This window comes from Sphingopyxis sp. MG, from assembly GCF_002953155.1.
Lineage (GTDB): Bacteria > Pseudomonadota > Alphaproteobacteria > Sphingomonadales > Sphingomonadaceae > Sphingopyxis > Sphingopyxis granuli.
In genome coordinates this window covers 3098918-3115624 of the sequence record NZ_CP026381.1, presented here as the reverse complement: position 1 = coordinate 3115624, position 16707 = coordinate 3098918, and the positions used below count along the sequence as shown (strand labels likewise).

15 protein-coding genes and 1 pseudogene are annotated in these 16707 nt (G+C 67.0%); 6 read left to right on the top strand and 10 right to left on the bottom strand.

All coding sequences use genetic code 11. The annotated features are described in order from the left end of the window. Positions 1 to 103: 103 nt before the first annotated feature. On the bottom strand, positions 104 to 2458 hold the full coding sequence (locus C3E99_RS14300) for a putative bifunctional diguanylate cyclase/phosphodiesterase (RefSeq protein ID WP_067186174.1): 2355 nt from the start codon (positions 2456 to 2458) through the stop codon (positions 104 to 106). A gap of 105 nt (positions 2459 to 2563) precedes the next feature. Then, entirely contained in the window at positions 2564 to 4324 is a 1761-nt protein-coding gene (locus C3E99_RS14295; RefSeq protein ID WP_067186173.1) for a fatty acyl-AMP ligase, read from the bottom strand. 223 nt (positions 4325 to 4547) lie between these two features. Between C3E99_RS14295 and C3E99_RS14290 the strand changes: the two genes are divergently transcribed. The 4 genes and pseudogenes from C3E99_RS14290 to C3E99_RS20135 form a co-directional block, all read left to right on the top strand. Continuing rightward, a complete protein-coding gene (locus C3E99_RS14290) occupies positions 4548 to 5078 on the top strand; it encodes a RecX family transcriptional regulator (RefSeq protein ID WP_234002490.1) in 531 nt (176 codons plus the stop codon). A 44-nt stretch (positions 5079 to 5122) separates the two neighbouring features. After that, positions 5123 to 5569, top strand: a complete 447-nt coding sequence (locus tag C3E99_RS14285; RefSeq protein ID WP_082737481.1) for a DUF192 domain-containing protein — start codon at positions 5123 to 5125, stop codon at positions 5567 to 5569. Positions 5570 to 5659: 90 nt separating this feature from the next. Next, positions 5660 to 6046 (top strand): NADH:ubiquinone oxidoreductase subunit NDUFA12, encoded by a 387-nt coding sequence (locus tag C3E99_RS14280; protein ID WP_067111910.1) that lies wholly within the window; start codon positions 5660 to 5662, stop codon positions 6044 to 6046. 164 nt (positions 6047 to 6210) lie between these two features. Continuing rightward, positions 6211 to 6447 (top strand): annotated as a pseudogene (locus C3E99_RS20135) (DUF2155 domain-containing protein); the annotation flags it as partial. A 44-nt stretch (positions 6448 to 6491) separates the two neighbouring features. Here the strand turns inward: C3E99_RS20135 and aat are convergent. Together aat and C3E99_RS14265 are read right to left on the bottom strand one after the other, a co-directional pair. Beyond that, complete coding sequence (gene aat / locus C3E99_RS14270) at positions 6492 to 7277, bottom strand: leucyl/phenylalanyl-tRNA--protein transferase (protein WP_082737480.1); 786 nt, start codon at positions 7275 to 7277, stop codon at positions 6492 to 6494. Continuing rightward, positions 7274 to 8107, bottom strand: coding sequence for a class I SAM-dependent methyltransferase (locus C3E99_RS14265; protein ID WP_067186168.1), 834 nt, complete (start codon positions 8105 to 8107; stop codon positions 7274 to 7276). Before C3E99_RS14265 ends, aat begins: the two co-directional genes overlap by 4 nt. 79 nt (positions 8108 to 8186) lie before the next feature. Between C3E99_RS14265 and C3E99_RS19845 the strand changes: the two genes are divergently transcribed. After that, complete coding sequence (locus tag C3E99_RS19845; protein WP_148650926.1) at positions 8187 to 8372, top strand: hypothetical protein; 186 nt, start codon at positions 8187 to 8189, stop codon at positions 8370 to 8372. Between the two features lie 448 nt (positions 8373 to 8820). Here C3E99_RS19845 and C3E99_RS14260 read toward each other — a convergent pair whose 3' ends face one another. The 6 genes from C3E99_RS14260 to C3E99_RS14235 all read right to left on the bottom strand — a co-directional run bounded on the left by C3E99_RS14260 (position 8821) and on the right by C3E99_RS14235 (position 15744). Beyond that, positions 8821 to 10314 carry a CpaF family protein gene (locus C3E99_RS14260; protein WP_067113816.1) on the bottom strand — a complete coding sequence of 498 codons (1494 nt, stop codon included), beginning with the start codon at positions 10312 to 10314 and terminating at the stop codon, positions 8821 to 8823. A gap of 476 nt (positions 10315 to 10790) precedes the next feature. Beyond that, on the bottom strand, positions 10791 to 11048 hold the full coding sequence (locus tag C3E99_RS14255) for an ATP synthase F1 subunit epsilon (RefSeq protein ID WP_067112951.1): 258 nt from the start codon (positions 11046 to 11048) through the stop codon (positions 10791 to 10793). Positions 11049 to 11156: 108 nt separating this feature from the next. Continuing rightward, entirely contained in the window at positions 11157 to 12698 is a 1542-nt protein-coding gene (atpD, locus tag C3E99_RS14250; protein ID WP_076077081.1) for a F0F1 ATP synthase subunit beta, read from the bottom strand. A gap of 14 nt (positions 12699 to 12712) precedes the next feature. Further along, the gene (locus C3E99_RS14245; protein ID WP_076077079.1) at positions 12713 to 13588 is read right to left on the bottom strand and encodes a F0F1 ATP synthase subunit gamma; all 876 of its coding nucleotides are present in this window, start codon (positions 13586 to 13588) and stop codon (positions 12713 to 12715) included. Positions 13589 to 13644: 56 nt separating this feature from the next. Continuing rightward, on the bottom strand, positions 13645 to 15174 hold the full coding sequence (gene atpA, locus C3E99_RS14240; protein ID WP_076077076.1) for a F0F1 ATP synthase subunit alpha: 1530 nt from the start codon (positions 15172 to 15174) through the stop codon (positions 13645 to 13647). Between the two features lie 3 nt (positions 15175 to 15177). After that, the gene (locus C3E99_RS14235; RefSeq protein ID WP_076077074.1) at positions 15178 to 15744 is read right to left on the bottom strand and encodes a F0F1 ATP synthase subunit delta; all 567 of its coding nucleotides are present in this window, start codon (positions 15742 to 15744) and stop codon (positions 15178 to 15180) included. A gap of 265 nt (positions 15745 to 16009) precedes the next feature. Here C3E99_RS14235 and C3E99_RS14230 point away from each other — a divergent pair, with 265 nt between their 5' ends. Beyond that, positions 16010 to 16699 carry a dienelactone hydrolase family protein gene (locus C3E99_RS14230; protein WP_104959981.1) on the top strand — a complete coding sequence of 230 codons (690 nt, stop codon included), beginning with the start codon at positions 16010 to 16012 and terminating at the stop codon, positions 16697 to 16699. Positions 16700 to 16707: the final 8 nt, after the last annotated feature.

The following is a 16707-nucleotide window of genomic DNA, read 5'->3' as shown; positions in this document are numbered from 1 at the left end:
CGCGCTACTGCTGCGGTGGGTGGGGGAACCTTTTGTTAAGGCTTTCGATTCGTCGCGGCACGCCATCGGATCGTCGCCGATCCAGCCCGGCCGGAACGGCCCGTCACGCCGCGGCTGTGGCCAGATTCTCGGGCGGGCGGAACAGCGTCAGTACGTCGGCGGCGGGCATCGGGCGCCCGTAATAATAGCCCTGGATGTTGCTGCAGCCGAGTGCGCGCAACGTGTCGACTTCGATCTCGGTCTCCGCCCCCTCGGCGGTGGTCGACATGCCCAGGCTGTCGGCGAGCGCGACGACGGCACGGATGATCGCGATCGATTCGATGCTGCCCTTTGCGGCGCCGACGACGAAGCTGCGATCGACCTTGATCGTCGAGAATTGCGTCTTGCGAAGATAGCCGAGCGACGAATAGCCGGTGCCGAAATCGTCGAGGCTGAGGCGGATGCCGAGCCCGATGAGCTGGTCGAGAAGCTGCGCCGCGCCGCCGCCATCGCGCAGGAAGACGCTTTCGGTCACCTCGATCTCTAGCCGGTGCGGCGGCAGTCCCGACTGCGCGAGCGCCGAGACGACGACCGAGGCGAAATTGGGGTCGGTGAGCTGTTCAGCCGACACGTTGATCGCGACCTTCAGGTTCGCGGGCCAGCGCATCGCCTCGTGGCACGCGGTACGCAGCACCCATTCGCCGATCGGCGCGATCAGCCGCGAATCCTCGGCCAGCGGGATGAAACGGCCGGGCGGGACGGAGCCGAGTTTCTGGTTGGTCCAGCGGATCAGCGCCTCGAAGCCGTTCAGCGTCCCGTCCTCTGCGGTGACGACGGGCTGGTAATAGAGTTCGAATTCCCCGCGATCGAGTGCGCCGCGCAGTTCCTGCTCCATCACGCGCCGCTCTTCGGCCTGCGCGTGGAGCGAGGCGACATAGGCGGCGACGACGTTGCCGCCCTTGTCCTTCGACTTGTAGAGCGCGAGGTCGGCGTTGCGCGTCAGCGTCTCGACCGTCGCGCCGTCCTGCGGGCCGATCGCATAGCCGACGCTGGCACCGACGAAGAGCTGGTGGTTGTCCACGACATAGGGGCGGCTGAGCGTCGCGATGATCCGCCGCGCCATCTCCTCGGCCTCGTCGGCGGACGGGGCCTGGTGAAGCACCACCGCGAATTCGTCGCCGCCGAGGCGGCCGCAGGTCATGCTGCGGTCCATCATCCCCTTGAGCCGCGCCGCGACCTGCGCGAGCAGCTTGTCGCCGATGGGGTGTCCCAGCGTATCGTTCACCGCCTTGAAGCGGTCGAGGTCGATCATCAGCAGCGCGCAGCGCGACCGGGCGCTCTGCGCCTGGTCGAGCGCGCGGGCCAGCGCCTCGTTGAGGCTGAGGCGATTGGGCAGGCCTGTCAGATTGTCGAAGCGCGCCATCTTGGCGATCTGCTCGGCCGAAACCCGCTGTTCGGTCACGTCCGATCCGACGCCGCGAAAGCCGAGGAATTTGCCCGCCTCGTCGAGGCGCGGAGAGGCCGACAATTCCCACCAGCGCGGCTTGCCGCCGATCGTCACCGGGACGATCAGGTTGGAAAAGCTTTCGCGCCGTTTCATCCGCTCGGCCATATCGTGCAGACTGCGGGGGAAATTCCCCGTCTCCCACGCGTCCCCCGACAGCGCCTGGACCAGCGGCTGTCCCTCGAGCGCGTCGGCCGCCGCGCCGAGCGCATAGGCGAGGCGCGGCGAGACGTGGACGAGGCGGCGGTTGCTGTCGGTCTGCCACAGCCAGTCGGCCGAGGTTTCCTCGAATTCGCGCAGCAGCAGGCTGACCGTCTCGCTCTTTTCATGCAGCACCTCTTCGGCGCGGCGGAAACGGATATGGTTCTGCGCGAACCGAATGCAGAAGAAGCTTAGGAGCAGGCCCGCGGCGACCGCGACGACGGCGAGCTGGGGCGCGCCGGCGCGGACGAGCGCAACGGCCGCCGACAGGCTGACCGGCGCGATATAGAGGATGCACACGGTTGGAAGGCTGTGCGCGATCATTGCCAGCGTCAGCATCATCAGCAGGGTGGTGGCCCACATCGCAAGCGCATGGTCGGTGCCGGGCGACAGCCCCTGCAGCCAGAAAGGCACTGTCCAGAGCAGCGCCGAATAGAAGGCGTGCCGGTTGCACAGCGCGAATTCGGCGGGCCCCGCGATCCGCGCTTCCCCCAGCGGCCGGGTGGCGAACGAACGATAGGACCACAGGCTGAAGCTCAGCGCGCAGGTGAGCCAGCCGGCGACGATCACCGAGCGGACGTGGGGCACCATGGTGAAGGCGGCGATCAGCGCCATCGCGACGCCCATCCACAGCCGCAGCGAGCCCCGGCCGCGAAGCGGCGCAAGCTGGAGCTGGCGAAGGTGCGCGATGTCCCGGTGCGACGCCCCCAGCCCCAACAGGGTGCGCACGGAAACGTCATCGGCCGGATTCTGGTCGGTCAACAGGCTTTTCACGCCGCCTGTGTAGCGGGGCGGGGTTACCCGAAGGTAACTGCGCCCGCTCCGTCCCGGCGCTTTCGTGTCGGGATGGAGCGAATCGGGCGCCGAACGGGCCCGCCGTCAGGCGGCGATGGCAAAGGGCTGAATCTCGCCCGCCAGATATTGCGCGCGCGCCTTCGACCGGCTGAGCTTGCCCGAGCTGGTGCGCGGCAGGGTGCGCGGCGGGATCAGCTCGACGAGGCAGTTCATGCCGGTGATCGCGCGGACGCGGTCGCGGATCGCCTCGCGCAGCGCGACACGCTCGGCCTCGTCGCTGGTGCGGCACTGGACGAGCACGGCGGGCGTTTCCTCGCCTCCGGGGGCGGTGATCGCGAAGGCGGCGATGTCGCCGGACTTGAAGCCGGGCAGCTGCTCGACCGCCCATTCGATATCCTGCGGCCAGTGATTCTTGCCGTTGATGATGATCATGTCCTTGGCCCGGCCGACGATATAGATGTAGCCGTCGGACAGATAACCCATGTCGCCGGTGTCGAGCCAGCCGTCCTGCATGCAGGCGGCGGTCGCATCGGGATCGCGGTAATAGCCGGTCATCAGCGACGGACCGGTGCACCACACCTTGCCGACCGTCTGGTCGGGCAGGACATGGCCTTCCTCGTCGCGCACCTCGATCGTCATGTCGCGCACCGCGCGGCCGCAATTGACGATCGCGCGATAGCGGGTCGGGCGGTCGCCGTTGCCCGCGGCGCCCGACAGTTCGGTCTCCTCGACCAACTCGACGACGATCCCTTCGCCCGGCGGCATGATGCTGACCGCGAGCGTCGCCTCGGCGAGGCCATAGCTCGGCAGGAAGGCGCCGGCCTGGAAACCCGCTTCGGCAAAGGCGTCGACGAAGGCCTGCATCACGTCGGGGCGGATCATGTCGGCGCCGTTGCCCGCGACGCGCCAGCGCGACAGGTCGAAGCGGTCGGCGACATTGGTCTGGCTGGAGATGCGGCGGGCGCAGATGTCGTAGCCGAAGGTCGGCGAATAGCTGAGCGTCGTACCCTCGTTGCGGCTGATGAGGTCGAGCCAGGCGAGCGGCCGGCGCGCGAAATCCTCGGTCTTGAGATAATCGACCGACACCTGGTTGGCGACCGGCGACAGGAAGCAGCCGACGAGCCCCATGTCGTGATACCAGGGCAGCCACGACACGCAGCGGTCGCTGTCCTGCAATTTCATGCCGTGCGCATGCGCGGCGAGATTGTTGAGCAGCGCGGCATGGGTGACCGCCACGCCATGCGGGAATCGCGTCGAGCCGCTGCTGTATTGAAGGTAGCAGGTTTCGTCGCTCTTCTGTTCGGGCAGCGGGGCGACCGGCGCCGGGCGCGCGGCGAATTCGTCCCAGTCGACGGGCGTCACGCCCTTCGCCTTGGCCGCCTCGATCGCCATCGCGGCGATGTCGGGCGGGAAGAAGAGCAGCGCGGGGTCGCAGCTTTCGAGCTGGACGACGAGCTGGCCGACATAGGAATCGCGGCCGCCGAAACTGGTGGGCAGCGGCAGCGGCACCGGCCAGGCGCCGGCGTGGATGGTGCCGAAGAACAGCGCGGCGAATTCGGCGCCGGTCTCGGCGATCAGCGCGATGCGGTCGCCGGGCTGGACGCCCGCCGCGATCAGCCGATAGGCGGTGGCGATCGCGTCGTCGCGCAGCTCGCGATAGCTGTAGGCGCGCACGAGGCGCCCGCGCGGATCGTGGAAATTGAGCCCGCGCGTGCCCGCGGCGGCATAGGCGAGCGCTTCGCCGACGGTGGCGAAATCCGAAAAACGGCGCGGCTGCGCGCATTCGGTGGGCGTCGGGGTCGGCGCGACGGTATCATTCGGTGCGACGTTGTTTTTTTGGGTCATAGGGGGTGCGAGGTCCCGGGATGCGGGACGCGCGGCAACAAGCATGTCATCTTTTTCGGCCATGACGGGGCTGCGCGATCCCTTGCAGTTCGAACAAATCGCCCATTTTCGGGCCTTATCGGCCCGATATGGCGGCGCTGGTCGTTCTCAATCGGGCCCGACTGTGGCATAAACATGGCATATGTCGCACAGCCGCGTTCCATCCGACCGTCGGAAAAAGCCGTTGGACGCAGCCCGGCTCGACGAACTGGCGCTCGCCTATGTCGCGCGATTCGCGACGAGCCGCGCCAAATTGACGCGCTATCTGGCCCGCAAGGTCCGCGAATCCGAATGGCAGGGCGATGCCGACGCCATGGCGGCGTGCGATGCGGTCGCCGACCGGATGGAGCGGCTGCGCTTCCTCGATGACCGCCAATATGCCGCGATGCGCGCGGGGGCGATGACGCGCCGCGGGTTGGGCGTGCGGCGGGTGAAGGCGCAGCTTTTCGTCGACGGCATCGCGGACGAGGACAGCGGCGAGGCGATCGCCGAGGCCGAGGAGCGCGCGATGGCGGCGGCGGTCGGTTTCGCGCGGCGGCGGCGCTTCGGCCCTTTTGCGACGCGCGCGGCCGACGATCCGGCGCAGCGCGAGCGGCAGGTCGCGGCTTTCGTCCGCGCGGGGCATGCGCCGGCGCTGGCGCGGCGCATCCTTGCGATTGCGCCCGGCGACGATGCGGCACTCGCGGCGCTGGACGGCGAGGCGGCGCTCGATTAGGAAAAGCCCGATTGGCCGGCGAAAGGAACTGCCGAATGCGTGCGATGATGACCGCTTTTGCCCTGGTGCTGGCGCTGCCGGTGACGGCCTGTGCCAAGGATTCGGACGCCCAGTCGCAGAGCGCGACGGTCCCGCTGACCGTCGCGATGATGGGCGTGCAGCACAAGTTCCAGGTCGAGGTCGCGCGCACCGCCGAGGAGCAGGCGCGCGGCCTGATGTTCCGTACCAGCCTGCCCGCCGACGGCGGCATGATCTTTCCCTTCACTCCCCCGCGCCCGGCGAGCTTCTGGATGAAGAACACGCTGATCCCGCTCGACATGATCTTCATCCGCGCCGACGGCAGCATCGACCGCATTGCCGAGAACACGATCCCCGAATCGCTCGAACCGGTGGTCAGCGGCGGCGACGTCGCGGCGGTACTCGAACTCGCGGGCGGAACGGCCGCCCGGCTCGGGATCGACGAGACCGCCACGGTGACGTGGAAGAATTGACGCTCTGACCCTCATTGGGGACCGGATTCTCGGTCTTCCCGACCTTTCGCGCTTGCGAAGCGCGGCGGCTTGCCTGTAAACGCCACGGCCATGAGCATCCTCGGCAAGATTTTCACCTGGTGGGACGGCGCGACCGTCGGCACGCTGCTGAACAGCTGGAAAAATGGCGAGAAGGTCGGCGAGGACAGCCTCGGCAACCGCTATTACCGCGCGCGCAAGGGGAATCGCCGCTGGGTGATCTACAACGGATCGAACGACGCGAGCCGCGTGCCCCCCGAATGGCACGGCTGGCTGCACGGCACGCTCGACGAACTGCCGTCGGAGGCGCTGCCCGCGCCGCGCCCGTGGCAGGCCGAGCCGACGCCGAACCTGACCGGCAGCCTCGGCGCCTATCGCCCAGCGGGCGCGCTCGAGCGCGGCGGGCGCCGCGCCGCCGCGACCGGCGACTATGAGGCCTGGCGCCCCGGCGCCGAGTGACCCGCGCGGTGGTGCGCCCGCTTCCGATCGCGCTTGCGGCGCTGCTCGCGGCGACGGGGCTCGCCGCCTGCGACCGCGGCCCGGCGAAAAAGGTCGACAAGGCCGAGGCGGTGCGCTCCGAAAGCGTGCCGCAGGAAGTCGGCGGGATCGAGGGGGCGACCCCGATGGCCGAACGCGTCGCGGTGCTCGGCCTGCTCAACAAGCGCAACGGGCTGGTCCGCGAGCTGGAGATGAAGCCGGGCGATTCGGCGCGCGTGGGCCGTGCGATCGTCCGCCTGCGCGCCTGCGAGCAGACCGCGCCGTGGGAAGACCCGCCCGAAACCGGCGCCTTCGTCCAGCTGTCGGTGCAGGATCAGCGCGACGACAAATGGTATCGCGTCTTTTCAGGCTGGATTTTCCGCGAGCGGCCCGAACGCAACGTGATCCAGCACCCGATCTTCGACGTCTACGTCAAAAGCTGCGCGATGACATATCCCGGCGGCGAGCCGGTCGCGCGGGCGGCTCCCAAGTCGGATGCGGCGCCCAAGGCGTCGAGCGCGCCCCAGTCGCCCGCCACGAACGGCGGCGAAGGGACGACCGCTGCACCCGCCCCGCCGTCGCCGCCACCTGCACCGGCGACCCCGCCCGCCGCTCCGCCCTCGACCCCTGACAACACCGAATAGAGCCGCGCGAGATAGGCGGCCTGCGGGATTTCGATCGCGCCGAGGCTCGCCAGGTGCGGGGTGATGAACTGGCAGTCGAGCAATTGCCAGCCGCCCGCCTTCAGCCGCGCGACGAGATGCGCCAGCGCGACCTTCGATGCGTCGCGCACGCGGCTGACCATCGATTCGCCGAAGAAGGCGCGCCCCAGCGACACGCCATAGAGGCCGCCGACCAGCGCGTCGCCCAGCCAGCATTCGACGCTGTGCGCGTGGCCAAGGCGGAACAGCCGTTCGTAGCTCGCCTTGATGATCGGGTTGATCCACGTCGTCGGCCGGTCGGGTGCCGGCTCGGCGCACAGCGCCATCATCGCTGGAAAGGCGGTATCGGTCGTCACTCGAAAGCGGTCGGCGACGATCACCTTCCGCAAGCTGTGCGACAGATGGAAGCCGTCGAGCGGCAGGATCGCGCGCAGCCGCGGCTCGACCCAATGCACTGACGGATCGTCCGCCCCGTCGGCCATCGGGAACAGGCCCTGCGCATAGGCGCTGAGCAGCAGCGCGGGGTCGATGGTTTCGAGCGGCTTGGTCAGCTTGCGGGCTTCACGAATTTCAGCGTCATGCGGTCCGATTCGCCGATCGCCAGATATTTGTCCTTGTCCTTCTCGCCCTCGGTCAGCGTCGGCGGCAGCGTCCACACGCCCTTTTCATAATCGTGCGTGTCCTTGGGGTTGGCGTTGATGTCGCTCTCACCGGCGAGGCGGAAGCCCGCGGCTTCGGCAAAGGCGACGATCGACGAGCGCTTCATGTAGCCGCTCTTTTCCTCGCGTGCCGAATCCATCTCCTCGGGCAGGCGATGCTCGACGACGCCCAGCACGCCGCCGGGTTTCAGCATCGCATAAATCTGCTTGAACGCGTCGGCGGTCTTGTCGGCGCCGCCGAAGCGCCAGTTGTGGACGTTGCGGAAGGTCAGCACGACGTCGGCGCTGCCGTCGGGTACCTTCGGACCCGCGCCGGTCGCCGGAAATTCGGCGAGCCTGACCGCGCCATAGACGTCGGGGTGTGCGCCCTGCCACTCCTTGATCTTGTTGAGGCCGCGTTCCCACGGCGCAGCGGCATAGAGCGTGCCGCCGCCTGCCCTGGCGAGCGGCGCGAGGATTTCGGTGTACCAGCCGCCGCCCGGCCACAGCTCGACGACGGTGTCGCGGCCGGTGACGCCGAAGAAGGCCAGCGTCTCGGCGGGGTGGCGATAGGCGTCGCGCGGCAGGTTCGCCGCAGTGCGTGTCGGTGCCGCGACCGCCGCCGCGATCGCATCCGACGGCTGCGCTGCCGCCTCGCCCGCGGCCGCGTTGGACGATGGGGCGCTGCAAGCAGCCGAGGCGGCGAGCAGGGCGGCTATTGCAACGGGACGAAAATGACGCATATCGGCACCTTTCGGCTGGCAGGGGCCGGTGGGGCCGATCCTGCTGGGGAAGGTCCATAGTGCGAAGGGAAGCGCGTCGATGCAAGTGTCCATGCTGTCGGTCAGCATCGGGGCGGTGGTACTGTTCGGCATTGCCGAAATTGCCGAATGGCGCCGCAAGCACCGGCATGACGTTGACCGGGTCGGCTTCATGCCGTGGCGCGGCATCGCGCTCGCCAGCATCGCGGTGGCGCTGTTCGCAGCGGCGTTCGCGCTCAAGGGCTGATTCCCCTTGCCGCAAAGCGGCTAGGCGTAGTTGGATGAGGGTGTCTGCGTGGCGTGTTTGCGCGCCGTCGATACCCTCCCCAGCTTCGACTAGGCCATGATGACATGAGACGGACTCGTCATTGCGAGCGGCGAAGCCGCGCGGCAATCCAGAGTCGCGAAAACCGCCCTGGATTGCTTCGCTCCGCTCGCAATGACGAAGTGGGTCAATCCAAAGTCATCGGGGTCTAGGACGGGTCGACATTCAGAAGATGGCGAGCCGGAGTCGAAGACGACCACAGGTCAAAATGGTGGATTTCCGGGACCCGGAGCGCAGCGTGCTGACGGCACGTGAGCACCGGAAGCGCGAAAAGCCGCCATTTGCAGGCCGCCAGAGCTGAATGTCGATCCGTCCTAGGCGGCAGGCCGCCAAGTCTGCGCAACCCTCTCCCCCAAGGGGAGAGGGGTTTCTAGAGGCACGCCTCCAGATAGGGCTGGTCGAAACCGAACTGGCGCGCCTTTTCCAGCGTATAGGGGCGCAGGCCCATCGAGCGATATTCGCCGACGATCTTGCCGTCCTTGTCCTCGTCCAGATATTCGAACTTGAACAATTCCTGGGTGACGATGACGTCGCCCTCCATGCCGATCACCTCGGTGACGTTGGTGACGCGGCGCGAGCCGTCGCGCAGACGCTTGATCTGGACGATCAGGTCGACCGAATCGGCGATCTGCTTGGAAATCGCCTCCTTCGGAATCTTGATGTCGCCCATCAGCACCATATTCTCCATACGGCCGAGGCATTCGCGCGGGCTGTTCGAGTGGAGCGTGCACATCGAGCCGTCGTGGCCGGTGTTCATCGCGGCGAGCAGGTCGAAACATTCGGCGCCGCGGACTTCGCCCATGATGATGCGGTCGGGACGCATACGCAGGGCGTTCTTGACGAGGTCGCCCATGTGGATCGCGCCATTGCCTTCGAGATTCGCCGGGCGCGTTTCGAGCGGCAGCCAGTGTGGCTGCTGCAACCGGAGTTCGGCGGCGTCCTCGATCGTCAGCACGCGCTCACCGGGGTCGATCATCTTCGACAGCGCGTTGAGCATCGTCGTCTTACCCGAGCCGGTGCCGCCCGAGATGACGATGTTGAAGCGGCTCGCGCCCGCGATCTTCAGCGCGGTGCACATCTTCTGGCTCATCGCGCCCCATTGGCACAGCATGTCGAGCGTGATCGGCTTGGCCGAGAATTTACGAATCGAGATGGCCGTGCCGCGCAGGGACAGCGGCGGCACGATGACGTTGACGCGGCTGCCGTCCTTCAGGCGGGCGTCGGCGAGCGGCGTCGTCTGGTCGACGCGGCGGCCGACCTGGTTGCAGATGCGCTGCGCGATCTGGAACAGATGCTGTTCGTCGCGGAACTGGATCGGCGCGATGACGAGCTGGCCCTTGCGTTCGACATAGGTCTGGTAGGGCCCGTTGACCATGATGTCGGAAATATCGGGGTCGGCGAGCAATTCCTCGAGCGGGCCGAAGCCCAGCAGTTCGTCGACGAGCACCTTTTCGAGCGCGAACTGTTCGCGGCGATTGAGCGTGATGCGCAGTTCGGCGAGCACCTCAAGGATGATCGGACGGAATTCCTCGGTCAGCTCGTCCTTGCTCAGCGTCGCCGCGGCCTCCGGATCGACGCGTTCGAGCAGGCGCGGCAACACCTGTTCCTTGATCTTGTGGACGCTCGCCTCGAACCCCTGCGCCCGTTCGGGTTCCATATTTTCGGCCGACGATCGCTGGTTCAGCCGTTCCATCGCCTCCAGCTCGGGGCTCAGGGGCGAGGGCGCCGGATCGTGCGCGGCGGGCGCGGGCTCGATGGGCGGGAACTGGCTTCCACCGGGCACGCCGGGCCCAGTCTGCATCGGCTTCGCCACGCCAAAGGCGGGGCGGCCAGCGGTTCCGGGACGACGTCCGAATGCACTCATCGCTTCATCCTGCTTCTCGTTCGGGGTGAGCGCGGCTTTCGCCAGCAGACCCCCCATCAAGCAGGGTGAATAAAAGGGAAACTTTGATAATCTCCTAATAGCCCGACAGGGTACGTGGAGGATGACGATGCGCTTTGCGATGGTATCCGCGGCGTATCCGCTACTGGCGCGAAGCCGGACGGTTGAGGGCGCGCATTTCGCTGATGGATGGCAGCAAAGCGCGAGAGTGGAACTATGCGCCGACGGGCGGTAGCCAAGGGAGCTTTCGACCGGAAGGCGCCATCCGATCTTTCGTCACCCTGAACTTGGTTCAGGGTCCATGGTCTGCCGCTTCCTCATGGCGCCGTGTTGGATGAGAGGGCAGGCCATGGATGCTGAAACAAGTTCAGCATGACGGGGGGAGCGACGGATTCCCAGCCCGAAGCCGCCAATAAAAAGGGGCCCGAAGGCCCCTTTGATCCGGCGATATCGCGGCGTCAGCCCGCGATGCGCTCGGCGAGCACGGTCAAACCGGCCTCGTTCACTTCGGCGAAGCCGCCTTCGACCTCGATCGTCTCGGGCGCGGCACCGGCGCTGGCATAGATGGTCAGCGGACCGTTGCGCAGCGTCGTCATGAAGGGCGCATGGCCCTCGAGCACCGAGAAGTCACCTTCGCTGCCCGGCACGGTGACCATATGGACGTCGCTCGACCTTTCGAGGCGGGCGGGGGTGACGAGTTCGAACTTCAGGGCCATTCTCTAATCTCCCCCCTCCCGCTTGCGGGAGGGGTCGGGGGTGGGCTCGTTCCGGGCAGGCCGCTGGCCCGCCCCTAACCCCTCCCGCAAGCGGGAAGGGACCTTTTATTACGCCGCTTCCGCTGCCAGCTTGGCGGCCTTGGCGACCGCTTCCTCGATGCCACCGACCATGTAGAAGGCGGCTTCGGGCAGATGGTCGTACTCGCCATCGACGACCGCCTTGAACGACTTGATCGTGTCCTCGATCTGCACGAACTTGCCGGGGATGTTGGTGAACACCTCGGCGACGTGGAAGGGCTGCGACAGGAAGCGCTGGATCTTGCGGGCACGGGCGACGGTCAGCTTATCTTCCTCGCTGAGTTCGTCCATGCCGAGGATCGCGATGATGTCCTGCAGCGACTTGTACTTCTGCAGCGTTTCCTGAACGCGGCGGGCGGTCTCGTAATGCTCCTGCCCGACGACGCGCGGTTCGAGAACGCGGCTGGTCGAATCGAGCGGGTCGACCGCCGGATAGATGCCGAGTTCCGAGATCGCGCGCGACAGCACGGTCGTCGCGTCGAGGTGGGCGAACGAGGTTGCCGGCGCCGGGTCGGTCAAGTCGTCCGCAGGGACGTAAATCGCCTGCACCGAGGTGATCGAGCCCTTGGTGGTCGAGGTGATGCGTTCCTGCAGCGCGCCCATGTCGGTCGACAGCGTCGGCTGATAGCCCACGGCCGAAGGGATACGGCCGAGCAGCGCCGACACTTCCGAACCCGCCTGCGTGAAGCGGAAGATGTTGTCGACGAAGAAGAGCACGTCCTGCCCTTCCTGGTCGCGGAAATATTCGGCCATGGTCAGACCCGACAGCGCGACGCGCGCGCGGGCGCCCGGCGGTTCGTTCATCTGGCCGAACACCAGCGCCACCTTCGACCCGTCGGGCGTCGGGTTGCCGTCGGCGTCCTTGGCGATGACGCCCGCGTCGAGGAATTCATGATAGAGGTCGTTGCCTTCGCGGGTGCGTTCGCCGACGCCCGCGAACACCGACACGCCGCCATGGCCCTTGGCGATATTGTTGATCAGTTCCTGGATGAGCACGGTCTTGCCGACGCCCGCGCCGCCGAACAGGCCGATCTTGCCGCCGCGCGCATAGGGCGCGAGCAGGTCGATGACCTTGATGCCGGTGACGAGGATCGCCGCCTCGGTCGACTGGTCGACGAATTCGGGGGCCTTGGCGTGGATCGGCGCGGTCATGTCGCTGTTGATGGGGCCGCGTTCGTCGATCGGATCGCCGATGACGTTGAGGATGCGGCCGAGCGTCTGCGGGCCGACGGGCACCGAAATCTGCGCGCCGGTGTCGGTGACGGGCTGGCCGCGGGTCAGGCCGTCGGTCGCGTCCATCGCGATCGTGCGGACGGTGTTCTCGCCGAGGTGCTGCGCGACTTCGAGGACCAGGCGGTTGCCGCCGTTGTCGGTTTCGAGCGCGTTCAGAATCGCGGGCAGCGCACCGTCGAACTGGACGTCGACGACGGCGCCGATCACCTGCGCGACGCGGCCGGTCGCGGCGCCGGCCGCGGCCTTCTTCGGCGCGGCGGCCTTGCTCGCGGCCGGCTTCTTGGGCGCGGCGGCCTTTTTGGCGGGAGCCTTCTTTTCAGGGGCGGGTGCGGTGGCCATGTGCTTCTTCCTGCTTACAGCGCTTCGGCGCCGGAGATGATTTCGACGAGTTCGGTGGTGATCGCGGCCTGGCGGCTGCGGTTATACTGGATGGTCAGCTTGTTGATCAGGTCGCCCGCGTTGCGCGTCGCATTATCCATCGCGGTCATCGACGCGCCCTGTTCCGACGCGGCGTTTTCGAGCAGGCCCTTGAAGACCTGGATCGTCACGTTGCGCGGCAGCAGGTCGGCGAGGATCGCCTCCTCGTCGGGCTCATATTCGACCGCTGCGCCGCTCGAAGCCGGGGCTTCGTCGGGGGCGGGGACGGGGATCAGTTGCTGGCCGGTCGCTTCCTGCACCAGCGCCGAGCGGAACTTCGAATAGAAGAGGTGCGCGACGTCGAACGCGCCCGCCTCGAACAATTCGCTGATCTTCTCCGCGACCTCGCGTGCCTGCTCGAAGCCGATCTCGCGGATGCCGGTCGTCTCGTAATTCTCGATGATCTGGCCGGGGAACAGGCGGTTGATCACCGGGCGGCCCTTGCGGCCGACGAGGAAGAAGCGAACCGTCTTGCCCGCGGCCTGCAGTTCGTGCGCCTTGTCGCGCGCCGCCTTGACGATGTTGCTGTTGAACGCACCCGCGAGGCCGCGGTCGCTGTTCAGCACCAGCAGCAGGTGGGTGTCGCTCTTGCCGGTGCCCGACAGCAGCTTCGGCGCGCCGTCGGCGGCGCCGACCTTCGACGCGAGGCTCGCGACGACGCCTTCGAGCCGCTCGGCATAGGGACGCGCGGCCTCGGCCGCGGCCTGTGCCTTGCGCAGCTTGGCGGCGGCGACCATCTTCTTGGCCTTGGTGATCTTCTGGGTCGACTTGACCGAGTTGATCCGCCCTTTGAGTTCCTTAAGCGATGCCATTACGGCCCCTTTAGTTCGTCAGCCCGGCGCGATGGCCGGGCTGGCGGTAACTGGCTTCAAGCGAAGATCTTGGCGAAGGCGTCGAGCGCGGCGACCAGGCCCTTCTTGGCGTCGTCGCCCAGGTCCTTGGTGTCGCGGATCGTCCCCAGGACATCCGCATGGTCGCTGCGCAGATAGGCGAGCATCGCCGCTTCGTAGCGGGTGACGTCGTTCACCGCGACGCTGTCGAGATAGCCGTTGGTGCCGGCGAAGATCGACGCGGTCTGCTCCTCGAATGGCATCGGGTGGAACTGCGGCTGCTTCAGCAGCTGCGTCAGGCGCGCGCCGCGGTTGAGAAGCTTCTGCGTCGCGGCGTCGAGGTCCGAGCCGAACTGCGCGAAGGCTTCCATCTCGCGATACTGCGCGAGCTCGAGCTTGATCGAGCCCGACACCTTCTTCATCGCCTTGGTCTGTGCGGCCGAGCCGACGCGGCTCACCGAAAGACCCACGTTGATGGCGGGGCGGATGCCCTGGTAGAAGAGGTTGGTTTCGAGGAAGATCTGGCCGTCGGTGATCGAAATCACGTTGGTGGGAATATAGGCCGACACGTCGCCCGCCTGCGTCTCGATGATCGGCAGCGCGGTCAGCGAGCCCGAGCCGTTGTCGGCGTTCATCTTCGCCGCGCGCTCGAGCAGGCGGCTGTGCAGGTAGAAGACGTCGCCCGGATAGGCTTCGCGGCCCGGCGGGCGGCGCAGCAGCAGCGACATCTGGCGATAGGCGACCGCCTGCTTGGACAGGTCGTCATAGACGATCACGGCGTGCATGCCGTTGTCGCGGAAGAATTCGCCCATCGTCACGCCGGTGTAGGGCGCGAGATACTGCAGCGGCGCGGGCTCCGACGCGGTCGCGGCGACGACGATAGAATATTCCATCGCGCCATTCTCTTCGAGCTGGCGGACGATCTGCGCGACGGTCGAGCGCTTCTGGCCGACGGCGACATAGATGCAATAGAGCTTCTTGCTCTCGTCGTCGCCCTTGTTGACTTCGCGCTGGTTGATGAAGGTGTCGATCGCGACGGCGGTCTTGCCGGTCTGACGGTCGCCGATGATCAGTTCGCGCTGGCCGCGGCCGACGGGAACAAGCGCGTCGAGCGCCTTGAGGCCGGTCTGCACTGGCTCGTGCACCGACTGGCGCGGGATGATGCCGGGCGCCTTGACCTCGACGCGCATGCGCTTGTCGGCCTTGATCGGCCCCTTGCCGTCGATCGGGTTGCCAAGACCGTCGACGACGCGGCCGAGCAGGCCCTTGCCGACGGGGACGTCGACGATCGTGCCGGTGCGCTTGACGGTGTCGCCTTCCTTGATCTCGGCGTCCGAGCCGAAGATCACGATGCCGACGTTGTCGGCTTCGAGGTTGAGCGCCATGCCCTTCACGCCGTTGGCGAATTCGACCATCTCGCCGGCCTGGACATTGTCGAGTCCGTGGACGCGGGCGATGCCGTCGCCGACCGACAGGACCGAGCCGATCTCGCTGACCGTGGCGTCGGTTCCGAAATTGGCGATCTGGTCCTTGATGACCTTGCTGATTTCAGCAGCGCGGATTTCCATTGTTTAGCCTTTCATCGCCTGTGCGAAGCCATTGAGACGGGTACGGATGCTGCCGTCGATCAGCTGGCTGCCCAGCTGGACGACGAGGCCGCCGAGGATGGCGGGGTCGACGGTCGTCGCGATCTGAACGTCGCGGCCGACACGGGTCTTGAGGTTGGCGGCAAGCGCCTTGAGCTGCTCGGCGCTGAGCGGATGCGCGCTCGTCACCTTCGCGGTCACTTCGCCGCGATGCGCGGAGACGATCGCGTCGAACGCGTCGATCATCCCGCCCAGATCGGCGAGGCGACGATTCTCGGCGAGCACGCCCAGAAATTTGGTGGTCAGCGAATCCAGCCCGAGCGATTTCGCAACCGCCGCGACCGCCTTTGCGGCGTCGGCGCGGCCGACGACCGGGCTCTGGGTCAGCGCGGCGAGGTCAGCCGATTCGGCGAGCCCGGCCTTGAGGGTCGCCAGGCTCTGGCGGACGCCGTCGATGGCGTCCGATTCGCGCGCCAGATCGAACAGCGCGCTGGCATAACGGCCCGCGAGGCCCGCCGTGATGTTGCCCTGAATGCCGCCGGAATTCTCCACGCGCGAAAGTCCTTCTTTAACGATCCCGAGGGGGATGGCTGCGCGGGTTTCCGGCATCCGAAAATGCCCCCGCTGCAAAGTCGCGGCGCGCGTAGCAACGATTTTGCTGCAATGCAAGGCGAGGGTGGGGAATCGAGCACCCTGCTACGTCCGTTCGCACCGAGCTTGTCGAAGTGCCGTTCTTTCTTCAAACACCGGTCAAGGAAGAACGGCCCTTCGACAACCCCGGATCAGGTCCGGGGACGAACGGAAGAGAGGGAAGCGTATGGGCGAGATGATCCGCATGACGATGGACGATGGCGCCGAGATCGCCGTCTATCACGCGCAGCCCGAGGGCGAGCGCCGGGGCGGGCTCGTCCTGATCCAGGAGATATTCGGCGTCACCGACCATATCCGCGAGCTGTGCGACGAATATGCCGCCGACGGCTATGAGGTGCTGGCGCCCGCGCTGTTCGACCGCGAGCATCCGGGGTTCGAGAGCGACTATTCGGGGCCGCAGTTCGAACGCGCGGTCGAACTGGCGCGGCAGCTCCACCCGTTCGAGCAGAGCCTGAAGGACGCGCAGACCTGCATCGACGCGCTGAAGGGCGCCAATGGTTCCGGGGGGCCGGTCTTCATCACCGGCTATTGTTATGGCGGGTCGGTCGCGTGGCGGATGGCGCAGACCAGCCCCGACCTCGCCGCGGCATCCTGCTATTACGGCAGCCTCGTCCCGACGCAGTTCGCCGACCAGGCGCCGCAATGCGCGGCCATCGCCCATTTCGGCCGCTTTGATGCGGGGATTCCGATGGAGGGCGTGGAGGCGCTGATCACTCGCGAGCATCCGACCGCGCAGATCTTCGTCTATGAGGCCGGACACGGTTTCAACAGCGACCGCCGCAAGGATTATCACGAAACGAGCGCGGAGCTCGCGCGCGAGCGGACGCTGATGCTGTTCAAGGCGTGCGGGGGCTAAGCATGGGG

What these genes read in the sequence shown, in the direction of transcription:
- C3E99_RS19845 (WP_148650926.1), top strand. Translation starts at nt 8,187, where the DNA reads ATGCAAGTGTCCATGCTGTCGGTCAGCATCGGGGCGGTGGTACTGTTC.
- C3E99_RS14285 (WP_082737481.1), top strand. Translation starts at nt 5,123, where the DNA reads ATGATGACCGCTTTTGCCCTGGTGCTGGCGCTGCCGGTGACGGCCTGT.
- C3E99_RS14280 (WP_067111910.1), top strand. Translation starts at nt 5,660, where the DNA reads ATGAGCATCCTCGGCAAGATTTTCACCTGGTGGGACGGCGCGACCGTC.
- atpA (WP_076077076.1), bottom strand. Translation starts at nt 15,174, where the DNA reads ATGGAAATCCGCGCTGCTGAAATCAGCAAGGTCATCAAGGACCAGATC.
- C3E99_RS14255 (WP_067112951.1), bottom strand. Translation starts at nt 11,048, where the DNA reads ATGGCCCTGAAGTTCGAACTCGTCACCCCCGCCCGCCTCGAAAGGTCG.
- C3E99_RS14260 (WP_067113816.1), bottom strand. Translation starts at nt 10,314, where the DNA reads ATGAGTGCATTCGGACGTCGTCCCGGAACCGCTGGCCGCCCCGCCTTT.
- C3E99_RS14295 (WP_067186173.1), bottom strand. Translation starts at nt 4,324, where the DNA reads ATGACCCAAAAAAACAACGTCGCACCGAATGATACCGTCGCGCCGACC.
- C3E99_RS14265 (WP_067186168.1), bottom strand. Translation starts at nt 8,107, where the DNA reads ATGCGTCATTTTCGTCCCGTTGCAATAGCCGCCCTGCTCGCCGCCTCG.
- C3E99_RS14230 (WP_104959981.1), top strand. Translation starts at nt 16,010, where the DNA reads ATGGGCGAGATGATCCGCATGACGATGGACGATGGCGCCGAGATCGCC.
- C3E99_RS14245 (WP_076077079.1), bottom strand. Translation starts at nt 13,588, where the DNA reads ATGGCATCGCTTAAGGAACTCAAAGGGCGGATCAACTCGGTCAAGTCG.
- atpD (WP_076077081.1), bottom strand. Translation starts at nt 12,698, where the DNA reads ATGGCCACCGCACCCGCCCCTGAAAAGAAGGCTCCCGCCAAAAAGGCC.